Source organism: Rhizobium sp. P2_G2, from assembly GCF_056403555.1.
Genome location: NZ_JBFUFF010000057.1, coordinates 25,519 through 43,897, shown reverse-complemented (window position 1 = coordinate 43,897; position 18,379 = coordinate 25,519). Strand labels below are relative to the sequence as shown.

At 58.6% G+C, this 18,379-nt stretch carries 14 protein-coding genes; 6 read left to right on the top strand and 8 right to left on the bottom strand.

Translation table 11 applies throughout. The annotated features are described in order from the left end of the window. Positions 1 to 43 precede the first annotated feature (43 nt). Positions 44 to 1,276, top strand: coding sequence for a CapA family protein (locus AC1D06_RS28265; protein WP_477989164.1), 1,233 nt, complete (start codon positions 44 to 46; stop codon positions 1,274 to 1,276). A 28-nt stretch (positions 1,277 to 1,304) separates the two neighbouring features. On the opposite strand, the gene AC1D06_RS28260 is transcribed toward AC1D06_RS28265, so the two are convergent. The 4 genes from AC1D06_RS28260 to AC1D06_RS28245 form a co-directional block, all read right to left on the bottom strand. Next, positions 1,305 to 1,781: a helix-turn-helix domain-containing protein gene (locus AC1D06_RS28260; RefSeq protein WP_477989162.1), complete on the bottom strand. Its 477-nt coding sequence runs from the start codon at positions 1,779 to 1,781 to the stop codon at positions 1,305 to 1,307. A 523-nt stretch (positions 1,782 to 2,304) separates the two neighbouring features. After that, the gene (locus AC1D06_RS28255; protein WP_477989160.1) at positions 2,305 to 3,705 is read right to left on the bottom strand and encodes a hypothetical protein; all 1,401 of its coding nucleotides are present in this window, start codon (positions 3,703 to 3,705) and stop codon (positions 2,305 to 2,307) included. After that, positions 3,702 to 4,964 (bottom strand): MFS transporter, encoded by a 1,263-nt coding sequence (locus AC1D06_RS28250; protein ID WP_477989159.1) that lies wholly within the window; start codon positions 4,962 to 4,964, stop codon positions 3,702 to 3,704. The genes AC1D06_RS28255 and AC1D06_RS28250 overlap by 4 nt, the downstream gene beginning before the upstream one ends. 110 nt (positions 4,965 to 5,074) lie before the next feature. Beyond that, the gene (locus AC1D06_RS28245) at positions 5,075 to 5,968 is read right to left on the bottom strand and encodes a helix-turn-helix domain-containing protein (RefSeq protein WP_477989157.1); all 894 of its coding nucleotides are present in this window, start codon (positions 5,966 to 5,968) and stop codon (positions 5,075 to 5,077) included. 332 nt (positions 5,969 to 6,300) lie between these two features. Between AC1D06_RS28245 and AC1D06_RS28240 the strand changes: the two genes are divergently transcribed. Both AC1D06_RS28240 and AC1D06_RS28235 read left to right on the top strand, forming a co-directional pair. Then, positions 6,301 to 7,293, top strand: coding sequence for a class I SAM-dependent methyltransferase (locus tag AC1D06_RS28240; protein ID WP_477989155.1), 993 nt, complete (start codon positions 6,301 to 6,303; stop codon positions 7,291 to 7,293). A gap of 15 nt (positions 7,294 to 7,308) precedes the next feature. Continuing rightward, the gene (locus tag AC1D06_RS28235) at positions 7,309 to 7,680 is read left to right on the top strand and encodes a hypothetical protein (RefSeq protein WP_477989154.1); all 372 of its coding nucleotides are present in this window, start codon (positions 7,309 to 7,311) and stop codon (positions 7,678 to 7,680) included. Positions 7,681 to 7,714: 34 nt separating this feature from the next. Here the strand turns inward: AC1D06_RS28235 and AC1D06_RS28230 are convergent, their stop codons facing one another. The 3 genes from AC1D06_RS28230 to traA all read right to left on the bottom strand — a co-directional run bounded on the left by AC1D06_RS28230 (position 7,715) and on the right by traA (position 14,933). Continuing rightward, positions 7,715 to 9,214 carry a Fic family protein gene (locus AC1D06_RS28230; protein WP_477989167.1) on the bottom strand — a complete coding sequence of 500 codons (1,500 nt, stop codon included), beginning with the start codon at positions 9,212 to 9,214 and terminating at the stop codon, positions 7,715 to 7,717. A 475-nt stretch (positions 9,215 to 9,689) separates the two neighbouring features. After that, positions 9,690 to 9,986, bottom strand: coding sequence for a hypothetical protein (locus tag AC1D06_RS28225; RefSeq protein ID WP_477989152.1), 297 nt, complete (start codon positions 9,984 to 9,986; stop codon positions 9,690 to 9,692). Between the two features lie 327 nt (positions 9,987 to 10,313). Next, positions 10,314 to 14,933: a Ti-type conjugative transfer relaxase TraA gene (gene traA, locus AC1D06_RS28220; RefSeq protein WP_477989151.1), complete on the bottom strand. Its 4,620-nt coding sequence runs from the start codon at positions 14,931 to 14,933 to the stop codon at positions 10,314 to 10,316. A 222-nt stretch (positions 14,934 to 15,155) separates the two neighbouring features. Here traA and AC1D06_RS28215 point away from each other — a divergent pair, with 222 nt between their 5' ends. From AC1D06_RS28215 to traG, 3 genes are read left to right on the top strand one after another with little or no spacing between them, the layout of a single operon-like run. Continuing rightward, the gene (locus tag AC1D06_RS28215) at positions 15,156 to 15,443 is read left to right on the top strand and encodes a TraC family protein (protein ID WP_477989149.1); all 288 of its coding nucleotides are present in this window, start codon (positions 15,156 to 15,158) and stop codon (positions 15,441 to 15,443) included. After that, positions 15,433 to 15,672, top strand: a complete 240-nt coding sequence (locus tag AC1D06_RS28210; protein ID WP_477989147.1) for a conjugal transfer protein TraD — start codon at positions 15,433 to 15,435, stop codon at positions 15,670 to 15,672. The genes AC1D06_RS28215 and AC1D06_RS28210 overlap by 11 nt, the downstream gene beginning before the upstream one ends. Then, positions 15,663 to 17,582, top strand: coding sequence for a Ti-type conjugative transfer system protein TraG (gene traG / locus AC1D06_RS28205; RefSeq protein WP_477989145.1), 1,920 nt, complete (start codon positions 15,663 to 15,665; stop codon positions 17,580 to 17,582). The genes AC1D06_RS28210 and traG overlap by 10 nt, the downstream gene beginning before the upstream one ends. Positions 17,583 to 17,601: 19 nt before the next feature. On the opposite strand, the gene AC1D06_RS28200 is transcribed toward traG, so the two are convergent. Then, positions 17,602 to 17,997: a hypothetical protein gene (locus AC1D06_RS28200; protein WP_477989143.1), complete on the bottom strand. Its 396-nt coding sequence runs from the start codon at positions 17,995 to 17,997 to the stop codon at positions 17,602 to 17,604. Positions 17,998 to 18,379 lie beyond the last annotated feature (382 nt).

The window sequence follows — 18,379 nt, the reverse complement described above, 5'->3', positions numbered from 1 at the left end:
CGTTAAAACAACTCATTCGCTAAACTGAATAGCAAGGTAACCCATGTCCGCGCCGTTTTCCCTCGTCATGACCGGCCAATCACTCATTCAGCATGACATCCGAAATTCCTCGGATCCTGGTTTTGTCCATATCGCTCGATTGCTGAAGCAGGCGGATGTCGCCTTTACCAACTTCGAGAACACAATTCTTGGCAACCACGGCGGCTGGCCGATGAAAGGCTCTTATTTCGGATGCGCGATGCCGGTCGTGCTCGATGCATTGAAGGACATCGGCTTCAACGCGCTGTCTCTCGCAAACAATCATGCCTTCGATCTTGGGCCGCCAGGCATTTTGTCGACGCTGATAGAAGTTGCGCTGCGCGATTTTCTGCATGCCGGCATTGGCGTGGATAGGGACAAAGCAGCACAGGCTGGCGTGATGTCCATTGCCTCTCGCAACATAGCCCTGGTGGCGATGGACGCCGGACCCGGACCGGCAACGATGTATGCCGACAACGCGGGCGGCGATCGGCCTGCCAGACCAGGTGTGAACGGACTCAAGGTTTCGCGGACATTCGAAGTTGAAGAGGCAATCTTCGACATGCTCGCCACGATCCAAACGACGTTTCAGAGTTCGGGGCTGGAGCGCGCGAACTATGCGCAGCCCCACGATCCACCTCAGCTGGACCCGGAAGAAGCGGTTGACTTTTTCGGCACCGTTTTCTGTCGTGCCGCAGCCAACCAGCGCAAGATCCTCGTCGATCGCCAAAGCGCCATGACACAGCTCGGAGTTATCGCGGATGCCGCCACAAAGGGGCAGTTCGTGATTGCCTACCTTCATCATCATCATTGGGAGCCGGATTGGCAGGAGGTGCCGAGTTGGGTCCGCGCGTTCGCTCATGACTGCATCGATGCCGGCGCCCGCACGTTCGTCAGTCACGGCGCGCCAGTTCTGCAGCCGATTGAGATCTATAAAGGTGCGCCAATCTTCTTCGGGCTGGGCAACTTCATATTCCACACGGAAAAGACCGAGGGCGAATGGGACCCGCCGGAGGTTTGGAGAAGCGTAGTTGCGACCTGCATGTTCGACGCTGATGATGAACTGCGGTCGATCGAGCTTCTGCCGATCGTCCTGGCTCATCCGTCGGAAAAAGATTGTTTCGAAGATCGGGTGCCTACACCTGCAACCGGACAGACGGCGCGTCGAATTATCACCGACCTGATAAAGCGTTCCCGCCGCTTCGGCACAGCCATCGTTGATGAAGGCGGAACCGGGAAAATCTACCTGGGCCGCTAAGCGTCGTTGCGGCCAGGCACGGCTGCCGCTATTTGCTCACATCCTCATCTTCCGCGGCAAGCGTTTTGATCAGCGCATATGTGCGTGTCCTGAGCCGCGGCGAAAGCCGCAAAATTTCCTCCACGAACCGCCGGCCTTCGGCCGTGGTAAGATAAGCAATGCGCTCATCCACGTCTGACGGCAGCGCCTCATGCGAGGCTCCATCCGGCTGCGGAAGTCCTTCAAAAAACTGGGCGACTGGCACATTCAGCCGGCCCGCGAACTCATAAAGCATCGACGCGCTGATCCGATTTTTGCCGCTCTCATATTTTTGGATCTGCTGATAGCTCAAACCGATCTTGGCGCCGAGTTCTGTCTGCGACAGGTTCGAATGGATGCGCCGTATGCGGAGCTGCTGTCCAACATGCCGGTCCACCGGGTGGATATCTTGCTCGCTCGACGCCGTTCCCGCAGCACCGATTCGTTCCGCTATTCTTGTGGAACTCTTTGCTACTCGTCCGTGCACTCCTACCTCCCCGTCTGAAGAGTTTCATGCGGTACGCCCCCGCACTAGAAACTCGCTCAACCCGACGATCGGGGAGTTAGAACACCGTACCAGACGGCCCTATAGCCTTTAGTTCCGTGGAACCTGGACATACGCCACAGGCTCCCCGACCTTAAGGTCAAGGAGTGTGATGCCGTATCGGCCGGCATCAGCCTCTGGTAGGGGGTTCTAATCCCCAGGGCAGCGCGTACTGCCCCATGAAATTTATAGCAAAACCGGATTCTTTTGCCAAGAAGAAAGGACCATGAAGCTCATTAGGCTTGGCCAAGTATCGCTAAGGGACAACGAAAAACGTCACGTCCAATTTGCCCGCTGGGGACGCAGAAGGTCGGAAAAACGCCTGATGGAAATCGTTTCGCTACAGTCGGAATAACCCTGAAGGTGCCAATGAACGGCAGGCCTCGGACATGCCGAAAATAGCCGGACAGGCTCATCCATTTGCTACTATCAAGGAGTCTATTGCGATTAGAAAGCGAGCGTGTTGCTACGAAAACGCCCACTCATTGCTCTCAGGACTGATAGTGCCCCTCGCAATCGAAGCTTTGAGGTTCGCCCATACCGGATCAGATACAAAGCTTTCCAAACTGCCGCACGCCTCAGTGAGCGGCAGTTCACGACACTGGTCGAGCGCGGCGGAAATATCGCCTCCTCGCAGCGCCTCAAGCTCGGCAAAGGGCTCGCCCTCCCGCAGGAGAACGCGATGTCCCCAGACGCCCGGTCTAAAATCCGCGGCGAGCGTGGCCATCAGGTCCGAATCCCCGCCCCTGCCCTGCAACGCAGACGCCAGCACATATCGCATCAGCGGATAGTATATTGTATGCCTGCTGCCACCGAGAACACGCACGCCGGGAAGCATAGCCGTCACAATGAACATCAGGAACAGGTTGGGTATGATCCGATGCGCGCGCAACGCATCGACTAAATCGGCTCCTGCGTAAGGTAGCACGAAGCCTTCGGTCTCACCTCCGCAAAGACAGCCGCCCACAAGACGCAGAGGAAATAACCGACCCTTGTCGGATCCCCAGAAGAAATCGGTCGAGTTTTTGAACCAGCCGCCCCAGGCGCCGGCGCATACTTCTTCGGTCCGGCGAAGAAGATCGGCCGCAAACTCCTGGTCGGAAATCAACACTCTCGCCAGCCACGACGAATTGTCGCTGAGATGCTCGACGACCAGGTCCGCGATGTCGTCATCGTCCAGTTGAAGGAATTCGACTCTCGCATCAAAGAATCTCTTCCAAAGCGCAATGTTGGCCCGTTTTATTGCCGCGGAAGCAGACGAGAATTCGCTCTGCGGTACCATAGACATCAGCCGTGAACCGGCGGCATCGACTGCGTTTGGGCGATCGACATTCGTCAGCTTAAAGCGATAGGGACCATTTCGAGCCAACACGCTGTAGGGGATCATCTGGCTGCGAGAGAGCCCAAAGACATTGTGTGCGTCGCCTCCGAGCCGCAACCAGCCCGGCCCCTTGCGGCCGCGCTCGACGAACTTCACCGTCGACACGGCGTAGGAAATGTAAGCGGGCCTTCGGTGGGCTCTTATGCCCATCAGACTGAAGAGGTGCGTATAATATGCGTCTGGCTCGAGGAGCAAATGCAAATGCGGCCCCGTCTGCAGCACAGGGAATTCCAGGATCTGATTTCGGAATCGATCGGATGCATCGGCGGAATACCCCGCGCGGCGCCCGGCATTGTGGACGCATCGTCCCAACAACGTTCTGGCATGTTGCCGGATTTCACAGTCGCTGAATGAGGGCTCGACATCGAAGGCGGCATGCGCAAAGTCCCCGAGCGCCCGGTGCCGGAAATCTGCTATCCATGGAAACATTCGACAGATGAGGTCCAGCATATCCGACTTGGATATTTCGACGCTCTGATCGTTCATGTCAGCCACACCCTATTCGCTATGAACTTGCGCCGAGTTGCCACGACAATGCAGATAATCGCGCACAAGACCATCGCAGCCCCGTATGCGAGAAAGAGCGTCGAGGGCAGGAATGACTTTCCCGCCGCCGCCAGCACCAGGTAGAGGAGCAAAGCGAACCCTGTGCAGACGAGGTGAAGTTCCCCTTTGGCACGCCCAAGGAGAGCGCTTGGCGCTGTGCGCTGGAGTTCCGCTTCGATGAGGATGCGCGCCACATTGTATCCCGCACCCAGAAGCAAGATCTCTACAACGCAAAGATCTATCCTTCGCGTGAGAAACAGCGCGGCTAACACGATGCCCAAGAACGCTACTATCGGCGGAAGCGCTCGGCCGCTCACCTCCTTGAAGGCCCTCGACGTAAGAAGCGCCGCCCCAATGATCGCCCCGAGCGCCCATCCAGACTCTAGCAATCCAAAGTGAACGGCATTGCCGCCAAGCTCCTGCAAGACAAATGCCGACGCCAGAATGCTGATGAGCATTCCCATCGTGTAGGTCAGTGCATAACTTACGACGAGGGTAAGAGGCAGTGGTCGCCGACGCTCAGTAGGGGGCTCACAAAGCCCTCCATGCGGCCTGCCAGCTGGAAGCGGCGCCAAAACTTTGTCCGCCTTGCCGACGGCAGCCAATGTTATCGAGGAAAGAAGGAAAGCGGCGGCTGCAAGCAGAAAACAGATTGCGCCCGGCGAGACATGGAGCAGCACCCCGGCCACCGTGGCCGCGACCATATTGCCTGCCTGCATACCGATATAGCTCAAGGCATTGAATCGAAGGAGGCTGTCTCCGCCGACAATCGATGGGACAATGGCTGGCATCGCCGTCAGGTAGATTCGATCAATGATCGAATAGGCTGCCACCGATGCATAGAGCAGATAATCTGACCAGCCAAGAAGCAAGCCTCCAGACACACCCAGCATGATCAATAATCTCGCAATGTCGCAAAGAGCACAGAGCAACCGGCGATCGACGTGGTCGGCAATGTGGCCTGCCGGCTTTGACGAGAGAAACTCTACGAAGCATCCCAGAATGAGGAAAACAGCTATCGAACCGGCTTGCCTGCTCGAATCAACCAGTACCCACGAAGCGCCCACGAAATAGGTGTTCCGGCCCACGGCACCGAAGAACGTGGCCAAAAGATACTGACGTCGAAGTGATGGCTGATGTCCGCTCTTGAAAGCAACATCTGCTATCGTCCTTTCCCAATGTGCCTCTACATCGAGCATCGTTTCTGCTTCATAGAAGATTGTTTATTCACTCTATTACTGAAGCTAAATGAGAGACGTCCGCGTGGCTTTCATATTCTTGCTACAATCATGACAAGCAGTATCAAAACCTAATGCTGCCATGAATCTCGATACAACGTCGGGGAAGTCCCAATCTCTTTTCGAAACGACGTCGACAAATGGCTGCTGCTCGAGTAGCCGCAGGCCAGCGCGATTTCTGTTATCGACATATTCGAGGAGCGCAGCAGCGCACATGCCCGCTCCACACGCTTGCGGATAATGTAAGTGTGAGGCGGCCAACCGGTCGATTGGCCGAATGCCCTGCAGAAATGGTGGACGCTGAAACCCGCCTCGGCGGCAAGCTCTGCCACGGTAACCGATTGATCAAGCGTGGATTCTATGCGGTCGATCATCCGTGCGACCACAGCGGGGGGAAGCCCAGCTTTCGCGCGTCCACGCTTGCCACCCGATCTTCTCCATAACTGCGTGACAATGGTCGCCGCATGGCTTTCCACCGCCAATGCGCTTGCTGGATCCTGGTTTTCCAGCTCCGTCTTTATGCGACGCGCAGCCAGTTGGATTTCTGTATCCTGGAAGCCGAGTTCTGGAACAAGCCGTTCAATGTGCAACGGTCCGGGCATTTTCTCGAAGAGCCCAAGAACGAAGTCCCGGTCCATTGCAATAAAGAGGTAGGCCGCGGTGTCTTCGCCTTCATCCCATCCGGTCCAGGAATGGCCGGCCGGAAGAAAGCACAGATCCCCTGAAGACCGAGGACGAAACTTGACTTGTCGACCATCGAGATAGTTTTCACCCCAACTGGCGGTACCGCGGATATTGACGAGCAGGGAGTGGTCGCGCGCAACGATGTTCGTTTCCTGGCGGCCCAATCCAGTCCGTCGGATGAGGTCAGCCCGGACCGCTGGCCAGCGGGCAAATGCGTGATGAAGAGCGGCATGATTTCCGCGTCTTTGTGATTCCAGTTCGATCGCAGCCGGATCGATCATTCAAAACTCCTCCCCAAATTGAGTCGCCCGGCAGCCCTGTGGCCGCCCGACCGAGAGTTGAAACCTCGGCGACAAATTTGTCTTTTTTCCTCGCGCATGACGATTTTGCAGCAAGATTTTGCAACGAGAGCAAGAACGTGAATGCCCACGTAGGCTGCCCTCCCTATTCCCTCAAAGGGCATCGGGCAAGCCTCGTTGATCCAATGCCTGGGTTGAAGACGGACGTCTCATCCAAGCAGCGGAAATGAGATCACCGGCGCCAGATTTGGTCAACGCACCAATGGCTTAGGCAAGAGCGCACTGATGCATGTCGAACCCAAATGGATAGTGACATGCAAGATTATTCCTCGTTTCTTGAAGAATGTGATCGCGCCCCGCGCATCAATGAACTTTCAGAGTTTTTTGCTTCGACGGCCGCCGGCCGATCAGGAAGTCCAATCAAGCAGCCCCAAGTCGACCGCAGGTTGCTGGCCGGAGACGAGCTTCTCGACCGGTTTGTCAAACTACATGAGCAGCGTAGAGGACCCTTTGATCAGCACTACCACAGCAGCATTCCATATCGGCTGGAAGAGGAGTGCCGGTTGGCACATGCGGTATTGCTATACAGTTCCGGCCAACCGGGTTCGCTCAACCTTTATACGCTAGGAACCGCTGAAGGCACGATGGCACGGGCAATCGCGGAGTTGGCGGAGGGACGCGTTCAAACCCTCTCCTGCAGCCCGAATGTCGAAAACTATCAAAGCTTCTTGGCTTACGGTGAGCCACCCGACGCGTCATTCTTCGTCGGACCTTTTCACCATCTCTCCCAGGAGCTCATTGGCACGCGGCCGGATTTGCTGCAATTCGCGTCTGGCTTCGACATCATCCTGGAGGACACGACCTTCCAGATGTATTCGCCCAATCGGCCGGATCAGATCGCATTCGTGGCACAGCACCTGAAGAGCGACGGGTTATTCGTTTTCGTCGAGAAATTCCTGCATCCCGATCTGGACGAATATCGGCGAAGGGAAGATCAAAAAGACCTCGGTTTCAAAGCCCGCTTCTTCCGGCCCGCAGAGGTCGCGGCGAAGCGGACCACAGTCCTGACTATCATGAATCAGAATGAAGTCACCCTCCCGGACATGGGATCGGCAATAAGCGGGATCTTCCGCCACTGCTATGTGACCTGGAACAGCGGAAATTTCTACACGCTCGTCGCCAGCAATAGTGCGGCAAGCATCGAGCGATTCTTGTCTCACCTGATACGACCTGCGATCCCGCATGAATACGTTTACGAGGCGCTCCCTCGAGCTATCGTCAACGATAGCATTTCACTTCTGCCGTAGTGGGAGTGCTATGCAATGCATACCATCGAGAGCATTGATCAGGCACAAATTCCTGACGGGGTGGCGCCCGAGTTCTTCGCTAAAACTCGCCTGACGGCCGGCGATCAGCGGAACATTTTCTGCACGCTTTGCAATCGTCTACTATCTGCCGGCGCGGTCGCCGCCACAGACGAGGGTTTTTTCGCCTTTGGTGGGAGCGAAATTTCGATCCGGTCAAGCGGCGGAGGTTTGGACATTCAAGTGTTTGCAGAGGACATTCTCACACTTGTTGGAATCCGAGCTATGCTCGAGGGTTGCCTCCACGAAGTGCCAGGACGCCCGTTCAAATGTATTCAGTGGCAGTCGGAGCAAGTGTCGGCACAGTCGACACAGGCTCCACGGCGATGAAGATGGTCGGCCGTCGTCATTGCGCGGGTGTGCCCTATCGCCTTCTCAGGCCTCCCGCCGTCGCGCCTCCGGCACCGTCGCCATCGTCATCGTCGTCATCATCCTCGAAGTCCACGGCTCGCGGCAACCTCAGGCGATATCCCTCCCTGTCGCCGACTTCCGGAAGAACGAAGGCATTGGTCTTGCGGAGCACATGGATCGCTCGTGGGAGCGACGACCACTCGATCGCCTGCGCATAGCGCTGCGCAAAGTCGAGGGTCTTGATCAGGGCATCTGGAACGCCGTGGTTACTCATCAGGCGAAGGCTCTCAAGATAGTTCGACCTGAAGACGGTGGGAACGATGATCCTCGCTGCGCTGCCTGCCGAGAGTTCGGCGTTCATCATGATGCGGGCTGAGCGACCATTTCCGTCTGCGAACGGATGCACCTCGGCGACGAGGAACATCATGAAGATCGCGCGATCAAGAGGCGTGTCAAGCCGTTGATAGATTTGGAACCCGCGCTGGAGGGTACCGACCACTTCCTCTGGGCGGACAAAAGTCGTCGTGCCGGCCTTGTTGCCTACGCTCTTGAATTCGCCAGGATGCTTTTCCGGTCTGCCTTCCATGATTTTGGCATGCCGACGCTTCAACAGCACCGCGAACTCTTCGAAGTCTGCCGGCACACGTCCCATGTCCTCGGGATCAGAGACAACGGCGAACGTGCCCAGAATGTCGTGAGCGTCGGCGGGACGCTCTTCAGGGATTGCGCCATTGAAGATGATGTCCTTCGCCTCATCGACCTCGAATTCGGTTCCTTCGATGAAGTTCGAGAAATAGGCCTCGAAAAATGCGAAGTTGACGATTTCGGACGCTGCGATCCTCGATGTCCGGGGTAGTTGTGGCCCCATGCCGCGAAGGCCGTCGTGAAGGGCCTCGAAGAGTTTGACGCGGTTCGTGTCGAACGGCGTGCCTGAAGCGAGAGCGATGGCCGAGGGGGCGGTCAAAACCGCATCGCGGGTACCGAGGAGAGCGCCGATCATTCCGTCGAGTTCGGTAGCTTCATTCGACAGGTCGAGCGATTTCCCGATGTCCTTGATCTGATCTCGAAGATGGTTCAGGCCGTCCTCGCCGTTGCTTCGAAGGTATTTTGTCAGATGCTCCTCGATCTCGAGACGGGACGCCGTTCGAGCGACGCCGGAGCGGGCACGAGACGGACGCATGTTCTCGACGAACGCTCTTGCACGCGACGAGCAAAATAGGCCGTCTCTCATAGGAAAATCTCCATCGATCTTCCCGGCTCCAGTCCTCGCATGGAAGCTTATCCCCGGCAGTTCGACGCTGCGTTTGGTGTCGGAGACGAGAAACACTCTGCCGTCATGCGCCGGCTTCATCTCAAGTGCTGTGCGATCAGCGACCAGACCTCCAGGGAAGTAGAGCGCCGCGATCTTCCATACGTTCTGCCGGATCAAATCGGACGGTTCGCCCTTGAGATACGTCGTATGGAGCCGATTACCCAGTGGTCGGAGCTTGTTGGCGGCAACCGCGCGCGACACACGCAAGGAATTTTCCGTTGTCGATAGTACGAAGTCCGGAAACTCTGGCAACTTCTTCTCCTTAGGCGCTTGCATCGGGCGATTTTGAAAACTTTCCTGGTTTAGCGGCCGGGCAGTGACAACTTTTGAAACTTAACGCATGGGTAAGATATGAGGCCTCCTCAACTTTAACAATGCTGAAACTGGGAGAATGAAAACTTTTCTGAGTTAACAAGGCAACTATGAAAACTTTTCAAACTTAGAAGGCGTAACACCGCATATGTACCAGAAGGGGCAAAATTTCGGTTTGAAAGATCCGTTTGCGCCGTGACGCAGCATCGGAAGGCCGCCCTGAGAAGTGTGCGGGGAAGTAGCTGACTGTCGGTATGGACATCATTACTCACCGTCATCAGCCTAATGCAGCGTTGTCGCACGCGATAGCCACGACCAGATTTCATGCTGCCGATGCTGACCGGTACGCCGGCCCTGCTGTGGCCTAGCCCAAAGTTTCCACAACTTCATAGCTTTTGAGGAAGGCGCCTATGCCGTTATTGAGCAGGATTAGTAGGTTTGCCTGTGACATGGGAAGGGTCTCGATCTTTTCGATCCGGATCGGAGAAAGCGGCTCCTCACCGGCTGCCTCCAGATCATCCTGCAATCCGATAATTTCAGCTCTCACCTCTTCGATACTCCCAAGGAAGGCGTTTGGGATGCCCGTCTCCTTCCAGCGCGGTTCTTCAGAGTCTCTGACCGGCGAGTAGGTAAATAATTCGAACGACTGATCCTGTCTCATGTACTTCTCCTGCGCTATTGAAGTCGAAGCGTGCACATTCTCATGGGATCGAAAGGCCGCAATACTGTGAATCCTACATAGGGGGCCACCGCAGGAACCGGCATCTCACCCGGACGAGGCGCCCCGAGGAGAGAAAACGACGAACGCACGCAGTGACGCAGCACAATCGTCAATTATCGAGGACAACTGGCAGATCAATCCTTTGGCCATAAGAGAGCCGGTCACACGATGAATCAGCGTGTACAGGTTCGAATTGCGTGAGTTGGCACGGACGAACCGAATACCAGCGGCGCTGATCGGTGAGGCTTTGCTGCGTTCTGACTGTCGTTAAAGGGTTAAACCGCGGCCCTGGTTAATGGAGCGCTGGCGCCGTTCCAGTATGATCCTCTCGCTGCTCTCTCTCCGGACAGCCTGTTGCAACACGCTGAGCCTCTCCTGCATGACCTCGAAGGCCGGGCGCTGCGCCGGGGATATACGACTGGTCAGCTCTTTCTCGCCGCGGAGGATCGCATCGCGGCCGAAGCGCTCGTCGAGCGCTTTGCTGACTGCGGCAAATTCCCGACGAACATCCGGATGGAGCGTAGTGGACAAAGCCACCTGGCTGCGGCCATTCTTCTTCATCTCGGCGGCTAAATGGGTCAGCGCGTCATCCGCCGCTTTCGACAGTCCCGGAATGGCTACCGCCATGCGCCGGCGTTCTTCGGTCACGGCCTGGCGCTCGACATCGAGCGCGTTGGTATGAGCCGCAGCGAGCGAGCGCAGGCGAGCCGCCGCTTCGGGCACCGCCCGCACCGCGTCACGCCTCTCCCGGCCCGGCGCCAGCATTCGGTCCGTGAGGCGATCAGATCCGCGTAGCGCCCCGTAGGCACCGGGTTCGTTGGTGACACCGGCAGCGATGCGATCTCCGGCAATACCCTTCTCCAGCAGTTCCTCAATTTTGCCAACCGCGCCGGCTGCGTCGCGCCAAATCGTCTTGGCGGTGTCAGCAAGCGCTTCTCGCTGCTGCCGGTAGAGGGGCGTGGCCAGCGCGCGGGATCGCGCTTCCTCGTCAATCGGCGTCCTGAATTCCGTGACGGCGGCAAGCATAGGCAGCATGGCGGTGGTCTCCTTTTCCAGATCGACGGATGCGCCGGCGACGATTTTAGAGCGGTCCTGACGCTCTGCGAGATATTGATGCTCCGCAAAGCGCTTCACGGCTGCGAAGAGGCTCGCTAACTCCTGGCGCTTCTCTGTCGGGAAATCTTCCGGCATGCGCTCGATCATGTTGCGGTTGGCGACCAGGTCAGCCCTCGACGTAAATGCACTCCAACCGAACCGCGCCGATATGGCTTCGCTGATGGCTTTGATTTCCTGGACAACCGATCGATCCTCGGCAGCGATCGCAAATGCAGCTTTGTAGGTGTCGTGCCCGCCGCGTTCGCACACAGCTTCGATTTCGGTCAATCGTGCCATCGCCTTCTTCGACAGCGCCGGAACCGACAGCGACATCTCACGGCGTCGTACGCGTTCGCCGCCAATGAACCGCTCGGCATCCCTGCGGAATTCCGTCGCATGAGCACGCGCCAGCGTCAGCAGTTCCGCCATGGCGGCTATAGCCGCGCCGCGCTCGGTCCGGGCAGCACGGCCGTCGACGATTTGGTCGGATCCCCACAGACGACCGAGGCGATCCGGTGTAACCGCGAGATCCTCGGCGAGCGTGCGTGGCTCGATGCCGGCGTCCGACGCCAGCGCGTTCAAGCGGACAAGCGCCGCATCCGGATCGCGATAGATTTTCTCCAGTACAGGCCGCAGGATCGCCCCCCGCTCCTTCCATCGTTCCGAGGACAGTTGCGCACGGCGCGCGGCGTCATCGACGCTGCGGGAGAATTTCATGGTGGGCGGGATCAGATACTTTCCGCTGGACGGGATTTCCGCAGCGAGCGTTTCGCTGTGAGCCTCATGATAAGAAACGCGCCGCTCGCGCTCGATCGCAAGGCCGAGCGCCACGCTCGCCCGCTCCCAGAGCGTCGCCACCTGCTCGTGCTTTTCCGCAATCCACGCCAGCCGCCGGGAAACGCCATCCTCCATCCCGGCCGCGATCCCGGCGAATGTATCGATGCCGCGCCGCCGCGCGAAATCCTGGGCGTGCGCCTGATAGCCATCCTCGCTCTCGAAATCGAGCGTCGTGGTCTTGGCGCCGGATCGCCCGAGACGCTCGATGAGCTGTTTGAACAATTCCGGTCGATGTCTCTCCCGTTCGATCCGCTCCTGGCGCGCGTCGGCAGCTTCGACCTGCGTCGCCGTCCAGACATTACGATCGACTTCTTTTTCCTCGAACCGCTTCTGACCGGTTTGCACGTCAATGACAGGAACCTTGACCGTGACCCGTTCCACTCCATCCTTGCGCAGAGTGACGGTGTCGCCGGTCGAGACACCGCCCTTGGCCAGCGCCTTCGGCAGGCTCACACCCCAGACACGATGGACGGCTCCGTCATCCGTCTTCACATCCGCAAAGGGGCTCTCGTCCGCATCATCATCATGCGGCCGGAACTTGGCATGTCCGGTTTCCACCAGCTCGCCGGTGACACCCGCCGCATGATCGGCACCCGGCCTTCGTCCCCATTCCGGCTTTGCCTCAAAATCCTCGCGTGCGGCATAGAGATCGGCGCGGTCGCGGTGCCGGGTCATCGCCACATAGGTCAGATGCTGGTCCATCATGCCGGTGGCCAGCACAAATGTCCGATCGACCGTCGACCCCTGAGATTTATGAATGGTCGCAGCATAGCCATGATCGACATTGCGATAGCTGTCCTCGCTGAAGACGACATCGCGTCCGTTGTCGAGACGTACCGAAAGCAAGATGTCGCCACGTTTGTCGCCAGTCGAAACCACCGTGCCGAGCATACCGTTCTTCACATATTGCGGACCGAGGTGTTGTGCTCGCGGGTCGAGGAAACGGGCGTTTTCCAGGAAGATGATCCGGTCGCCCACCGCGAATTCGCGGAGGCCGCGCTCGGTCTGGAATTCGCGGGCGCCTGCCACGGCGCCCTCCTCGATCATGACGTTGCGCAGGGACGCATTGAGCTTCTGCACGTCCGCGTTGGTGTGTGCCAAAACCAGCAGTTCGTCGCCACGAAGGCGGCCGGAATTTTCCCAATCGGCGGATTTCTGAAGCAGGTCGCGGCGGGCATCAGTCCAATCGGCGACGAGGCGCTCGACCAGTTCGGTACGGGTTTCGGTCTCGACAATGCGGCCCTGCCGTGCATAGGCGTCGAGGCCCTCTTCGACCTTGCCGCGGGCGAAGAGGCGCGAGGCCTCGCGCGCCCACTGTTCGCGCTGGCGGCGTACGCCGGCAAGTTCGGCAAAACCGATCCGCTCGGTGATCGCACGGAACGCCGCACCAGCCTGGATCGGCTGAAGTTGCATAGCGTCACCGACCAGGACGACTTTCGCCTCCGCCTCCTCGGCAATCTTCAGGACGCGTGCCATCTGCTGTGAGGAGATCATGCCGGCTTCATCGATGACAAGCACATCGCCGTGATTGAGCTGCTCCCGCCCGTTGGCCCAGGCCAGTTCCCAGGACGCGAGTGTTCGCGACCGGATGCCGGAACTGTCCTCCAGCCCCTCGGCTGCCTTGCCGGCAAGTGCTGCACCGATCACCCGCCGACCGTCGCTTTCCCAGGCAACGCGTGTCGCAGCAAGTAGCGTCGACTTGCCGGCACCGGCAAGGCCCACTACCGCGGCGATGGCATTGTCGCGTGTGACATGTCTGATGGCATCGACCTGCTCAGGATCGAGCCGGAAGAGCTTTTCCGGATCCAGCGTCTCGACTTTTTTGATCGCAGCCGCGACCGCGCGATCTGCAACTGCGAACCCGCCGCGTTCCGCCAGAATGCGCGCCGACTGCGCCATGTCGTATTCGATGCGCAGGATCTCGCGCGTCGTGAAGACCGCCGGTTCCGTCGCGTTGCCGGTCTGGGTGTCGACCGCCTGCGGCTTCAACAACACCAGATCGTCAGAAGCCATCAGCCGCGCGCGGATATTGGCGAAGTCCGAGGGATCGTCGACAGTGCGATGCAGCGCCTTGGCGATATCGCGCTCATCGAAGGTGGACCGCTCGTTGGCGAGCTGCTTCAGCAAAAGCTCGGGATTGGCGAGCAGTCGGTCGGCCATCTCCTGCCGGCGCGCGAGAACGGCCGGCGCGAAATACATTTCGACGCCCTTGCGCGCGAGCGCCGCCTTCTCCGGCCCAAGGTGTCTTTGTGCGATCCCGTCAAAACCCTGTTCAACATAGGAGCGACCGTCAAGACGGATCTCATGGCCGGCCATCGCCAGATGCCGGTTGGCGGTTTCCGCCCAGGCAAATTTCCATGCCTTCATGGTTTCCTTGTCGCCGGCCCAAAGCTTATAGATGATTTTACCGTTCGGCCGGTCAGGCGTGACGATGCGTAACGGCTCGCCATCCTCGCCCAGCACCGGCACCCTCTTCGGCCCGAAGCCCTCCTCCGTCAGAGGCCTGAGCGTGGTCATCAGATGGATATGCGGATTCCGATCCTTGTCATGAAACACCCAGTCCGCGACCATACCCTTGGAGGTAAGATTGTCCCGGACGAACTCGCGGACCAGGGCGATGTTCTCCGCCCGCGTCAGCTCTTCCGGAAGCGCGATGATCAGCTCGCGGGCGAGCTGCGCATCCGCCCGCGTCTCGAAGGCATCGACCGCATTCCAAAGTGCTTCGCTGGCCTTGGCGACGGGCTGCCCGTCGACCGCCGTCCTTAGCCAGGTCGGGACATCGCCCGGCAGCGCCAGTTCCTCATGCGCCAATTCACGCGACCCACCGCGATAACTGAAGGAGGTTCCGGCCTGTTCGTCCATCATCCGGGCACGATGGCGATAGGCAGCCGCCGAGACGATGCTGCGTCCCGCTCCCCTGCCGATAACCTGCGCTCTGACGAACATGATCGCCACTGCCGTCTCCTGACTTCTCAAGCACGTCGCCCCAGCGACGTATATTGCGCCCTCAAACCGATCGGACCGAAGGCCCGATGCCGCTTTTCCGGAAGACGGCCACCGGCCGGAATTCCGGCTGCGACGTTTTTGAGTGAATGGAAGATAGCCTATTTAACTATTTTATTCTAGTTAGTATAATCACCGCGTTGAAGGTAATTTTGGTAAAGGGAAAAATCACCAATGGCTGTAAAATCATCGATTTTTGAGCTCGATGCCCAGATGGAGAGGCTCCGAGAACGCAGACGTTCTCTGATAGTTAAATCCGCCGAACGGTTTGCCCGCGCTGCCACGAAATCCGGGCTGGCGGAGATGGAGATCTCCGACGAGGAAGTGGATCGGATCTTCGAAGAGATCGCCGCGCGATTTCGCAAAGAGGAGAAGAAAGGGTCTGGTGGCGCAGCTCATCAAACGCGTCGACCAACAGATGGTGGGGCTGGAACGCAGGAGGCGGTTTCAAATGACCGCTGACCGTAAACACGAGGCTCGCGAAAAATTCCTGCTCGGTGGCATCGTCGTCAAAGCGGGCCTGTCGAAGGTCGACCGGGCGTTCCTGCTCGGCGGCCTCATCGAACTGGCGAAGTTGTCGGCGGACTCATCGGAACATCGGCGGCTACGCGATATCGGCGAGGAAGCGTTCAAGGCACCTTCGTTGAAGAACGATGCAACATGCACCGAGGAGACGGCGGAATGGCCGTAACGCGCAAACCGCATCCGAGCCTGTTGCTCACCCTCGTGCCGATCATCGTCACCGCAATCATCGTCTATATCGTTGCATGGCGGTGGACGGGGCTGGCCGCAGGCATGTCGGGCAAGACGGAATATTGGTTCCTGCGCGCCGCTCCCATGCCGCCGTTTTTGTTTGGGCCGCTTGCCGGGCTGTTGGTGGTTTGGGCTTTGCCCATGCATCGCCGGCGGCCGATCGCGATTGCGAGCCTGATTTGCTTTCTGGCTGTGGTGGGCTTTTATGGCCTCAGAGAATATGGACGCCTTGCTCCGTCCGTCGAGCGCGGTATCGTCACCTGGGACTATGCCCTTTCCTATCTCGACATAGTTGTCGTGATAGGCGCCTTGTGCGGCTTCATCGCCGTGGCGGTGTCGGCGCGCATCTCGACAGTGGTGCCCGAACCGGTGACGCGCGCCAAGCGCGGAACGTTCGGGGACGCAGATTGGCTTTCCATGTCATCGGCGGCACGACTATTTCCCGACGATGGCGAAATCGTCGTCGGCGAGCGGTACCGCGTCGACAAGGACATCGTCCATGCGCTGCCGTTCGATCCCAACGATTCCTCGACCTGGGGACACGGTGGCAAGGCGCCCTTGCTCACCTACAGGCAGGATTTCGATTCCACCCATATGCTCTTCTTTGCCGGGTCGGGTGGATACAAGACCACCAGCAATGTTATCCCCACGGCGCTGCGTTATACGGGACCTCTGATATGCCTCGACCCTTCCACAGAGGTCGCGCCGATGGTCGTCGAACACAGAAAAGAGAAACTCGCGCGCGAAGTCATGGTGCTCGATCCAACGAACCCCATCATGGGCTTTAATGTTCTCGACGGCATCGAGCACTCACAGCGGAAGGAGGAGGATATCGTCGGCATCGCCCAAATGCTTCTATCCGAAAGCCAGCGCTTTGAATCCTCGACAGGCGCCTATTTTCAAAACCAGGCGCACAATCTTCTGACCGGACTTCTTGCCCACGTGATGCTGTCGCCGGAATATGCCGGAAGGCGAAACCTGCGCAGTCTGCGGCAGATCGTATCCGAACCCGAGCCTTCGGTGCTAGCCATGTTGCGCGAAATCCAGGAACGTTCGGCATCGGCCTTCATCCGCGAAACCTTGGGCGTGTTCACCAACATGACCGAGCAGACTTTCTCGGGCGTCTATTCGACGGCGTCGAAGGATACGCAATGGCTATCGCTTGACAGCTATGCCGCCCTCGTCTGCGGCAATGCCTTCAAGTCGCGTGACATCCTTGCCGGCGGCAAGGACGTGTTTCTCAACATCCCGGCATCGATCCTGCGTTCCTATCCCGGCATCGCCCGCGTGATCATCGGCGCGCTGATCAATGCAATGGTCCAAGCCGACGGCAGCTTCAAGCGCCGGGCGTTGTTCATGTTGGATGAGGTCGACCTGCTCGGCTATATGCGCGTGCTCGAAGAGGCTCGGGATCGCGGCCGCAAGTACGGGATCTCAATGATGTTGATGTACCAATCGGTCGGGCAGTTGGAGCGGCATTTCGGGAAGGACGGCGCGACCTCATGGATCGACGGCTGCGCCTTTGCCTCCTACGCAGCGATCAAAGCGCTCGATACGGCCCGCAACGTCTCGGCACAATGTGGTGAGATGACGGTCGAGGTGAAGGGAAGTTCCCGCAACATCGGCTGGGATCCCAAGACCAGCGCATCGCGCAAATCGGAGAACGTCAATTTCCAACGCCGGCCCTTGATCATGCCGCACGAGATCACCCAGTCGATGCGCAAGGATGAGCAGATCATTATCGTCCAGGGCCATAGTCCGATCCGCTGCGGCCGCAGCATCTACTTCCGGCGGAAGGAGATGAACGTGGCGGCGAAGGTCAACCGTTTCGTCAAGTCGGGGCTATGAGACGCCGCCGGCGTAGCCGTTAGCGGTCCCGCCGGCGATAGCGCTCGAATGGATCCTCAACACCCGGCGGGGCGATCCAGTCGACGAAGAGCGTGTAGCCGCCGGCGAAGGCAACGAGGCCGGTCGCCATCAGCAGGAAGGTCCAAAACGGCATCTCGTGGGCAGCGCCAGGGTGGGCGAAGACGACAATTGCCATCGGCACCATCATGAGTGCGGCGAGGATCATCATTCCGGTGAAAGGACGGAACATGCAGAGCACGTAGAAAGCCAGATACCACGCGCAACAGAGCGCACCTTTCACGATGCCGCCGACGATGGCCACAAACGATCTTCCAAGAATACACCCGAGGCGAAGAAGCGGATGTTCACGCTTCGGCTTGATTGGGCCTTTGGTGATAAGCTGTTTCTCGACCATCGCACCGTCTTGCTCGATCCATTCCTCCGGTCCCCTCGGTTGCCGGCAATGTCAAAGCGTCGATTTTGGGACAGTCTATTTCATATCACAGAACAAAAAAAGAACATTCCACGGCGACGCGCGGAATATGTCGGGTTCTCGTAAGGAACAGGCGGCCGGTTGATCCGGTGGAGCCGTCGCGCGAAAGGGATCGTAACCGGAGGCGGAAACCGCAGAGCGGGTTCCGTGAGCGTTGCGAGAGCAGCGTGAATAGAGCCCGGCCGCCGCAGGCGGTTCGCCCCCAACACCGTTGCAGCGGGACAGCCAATCCATCACGAACATGAATCGCAGCAGGGCTTTCGATTCATAAGTGTCGTTGGACCTGGATTCGGCGATCGGCGAT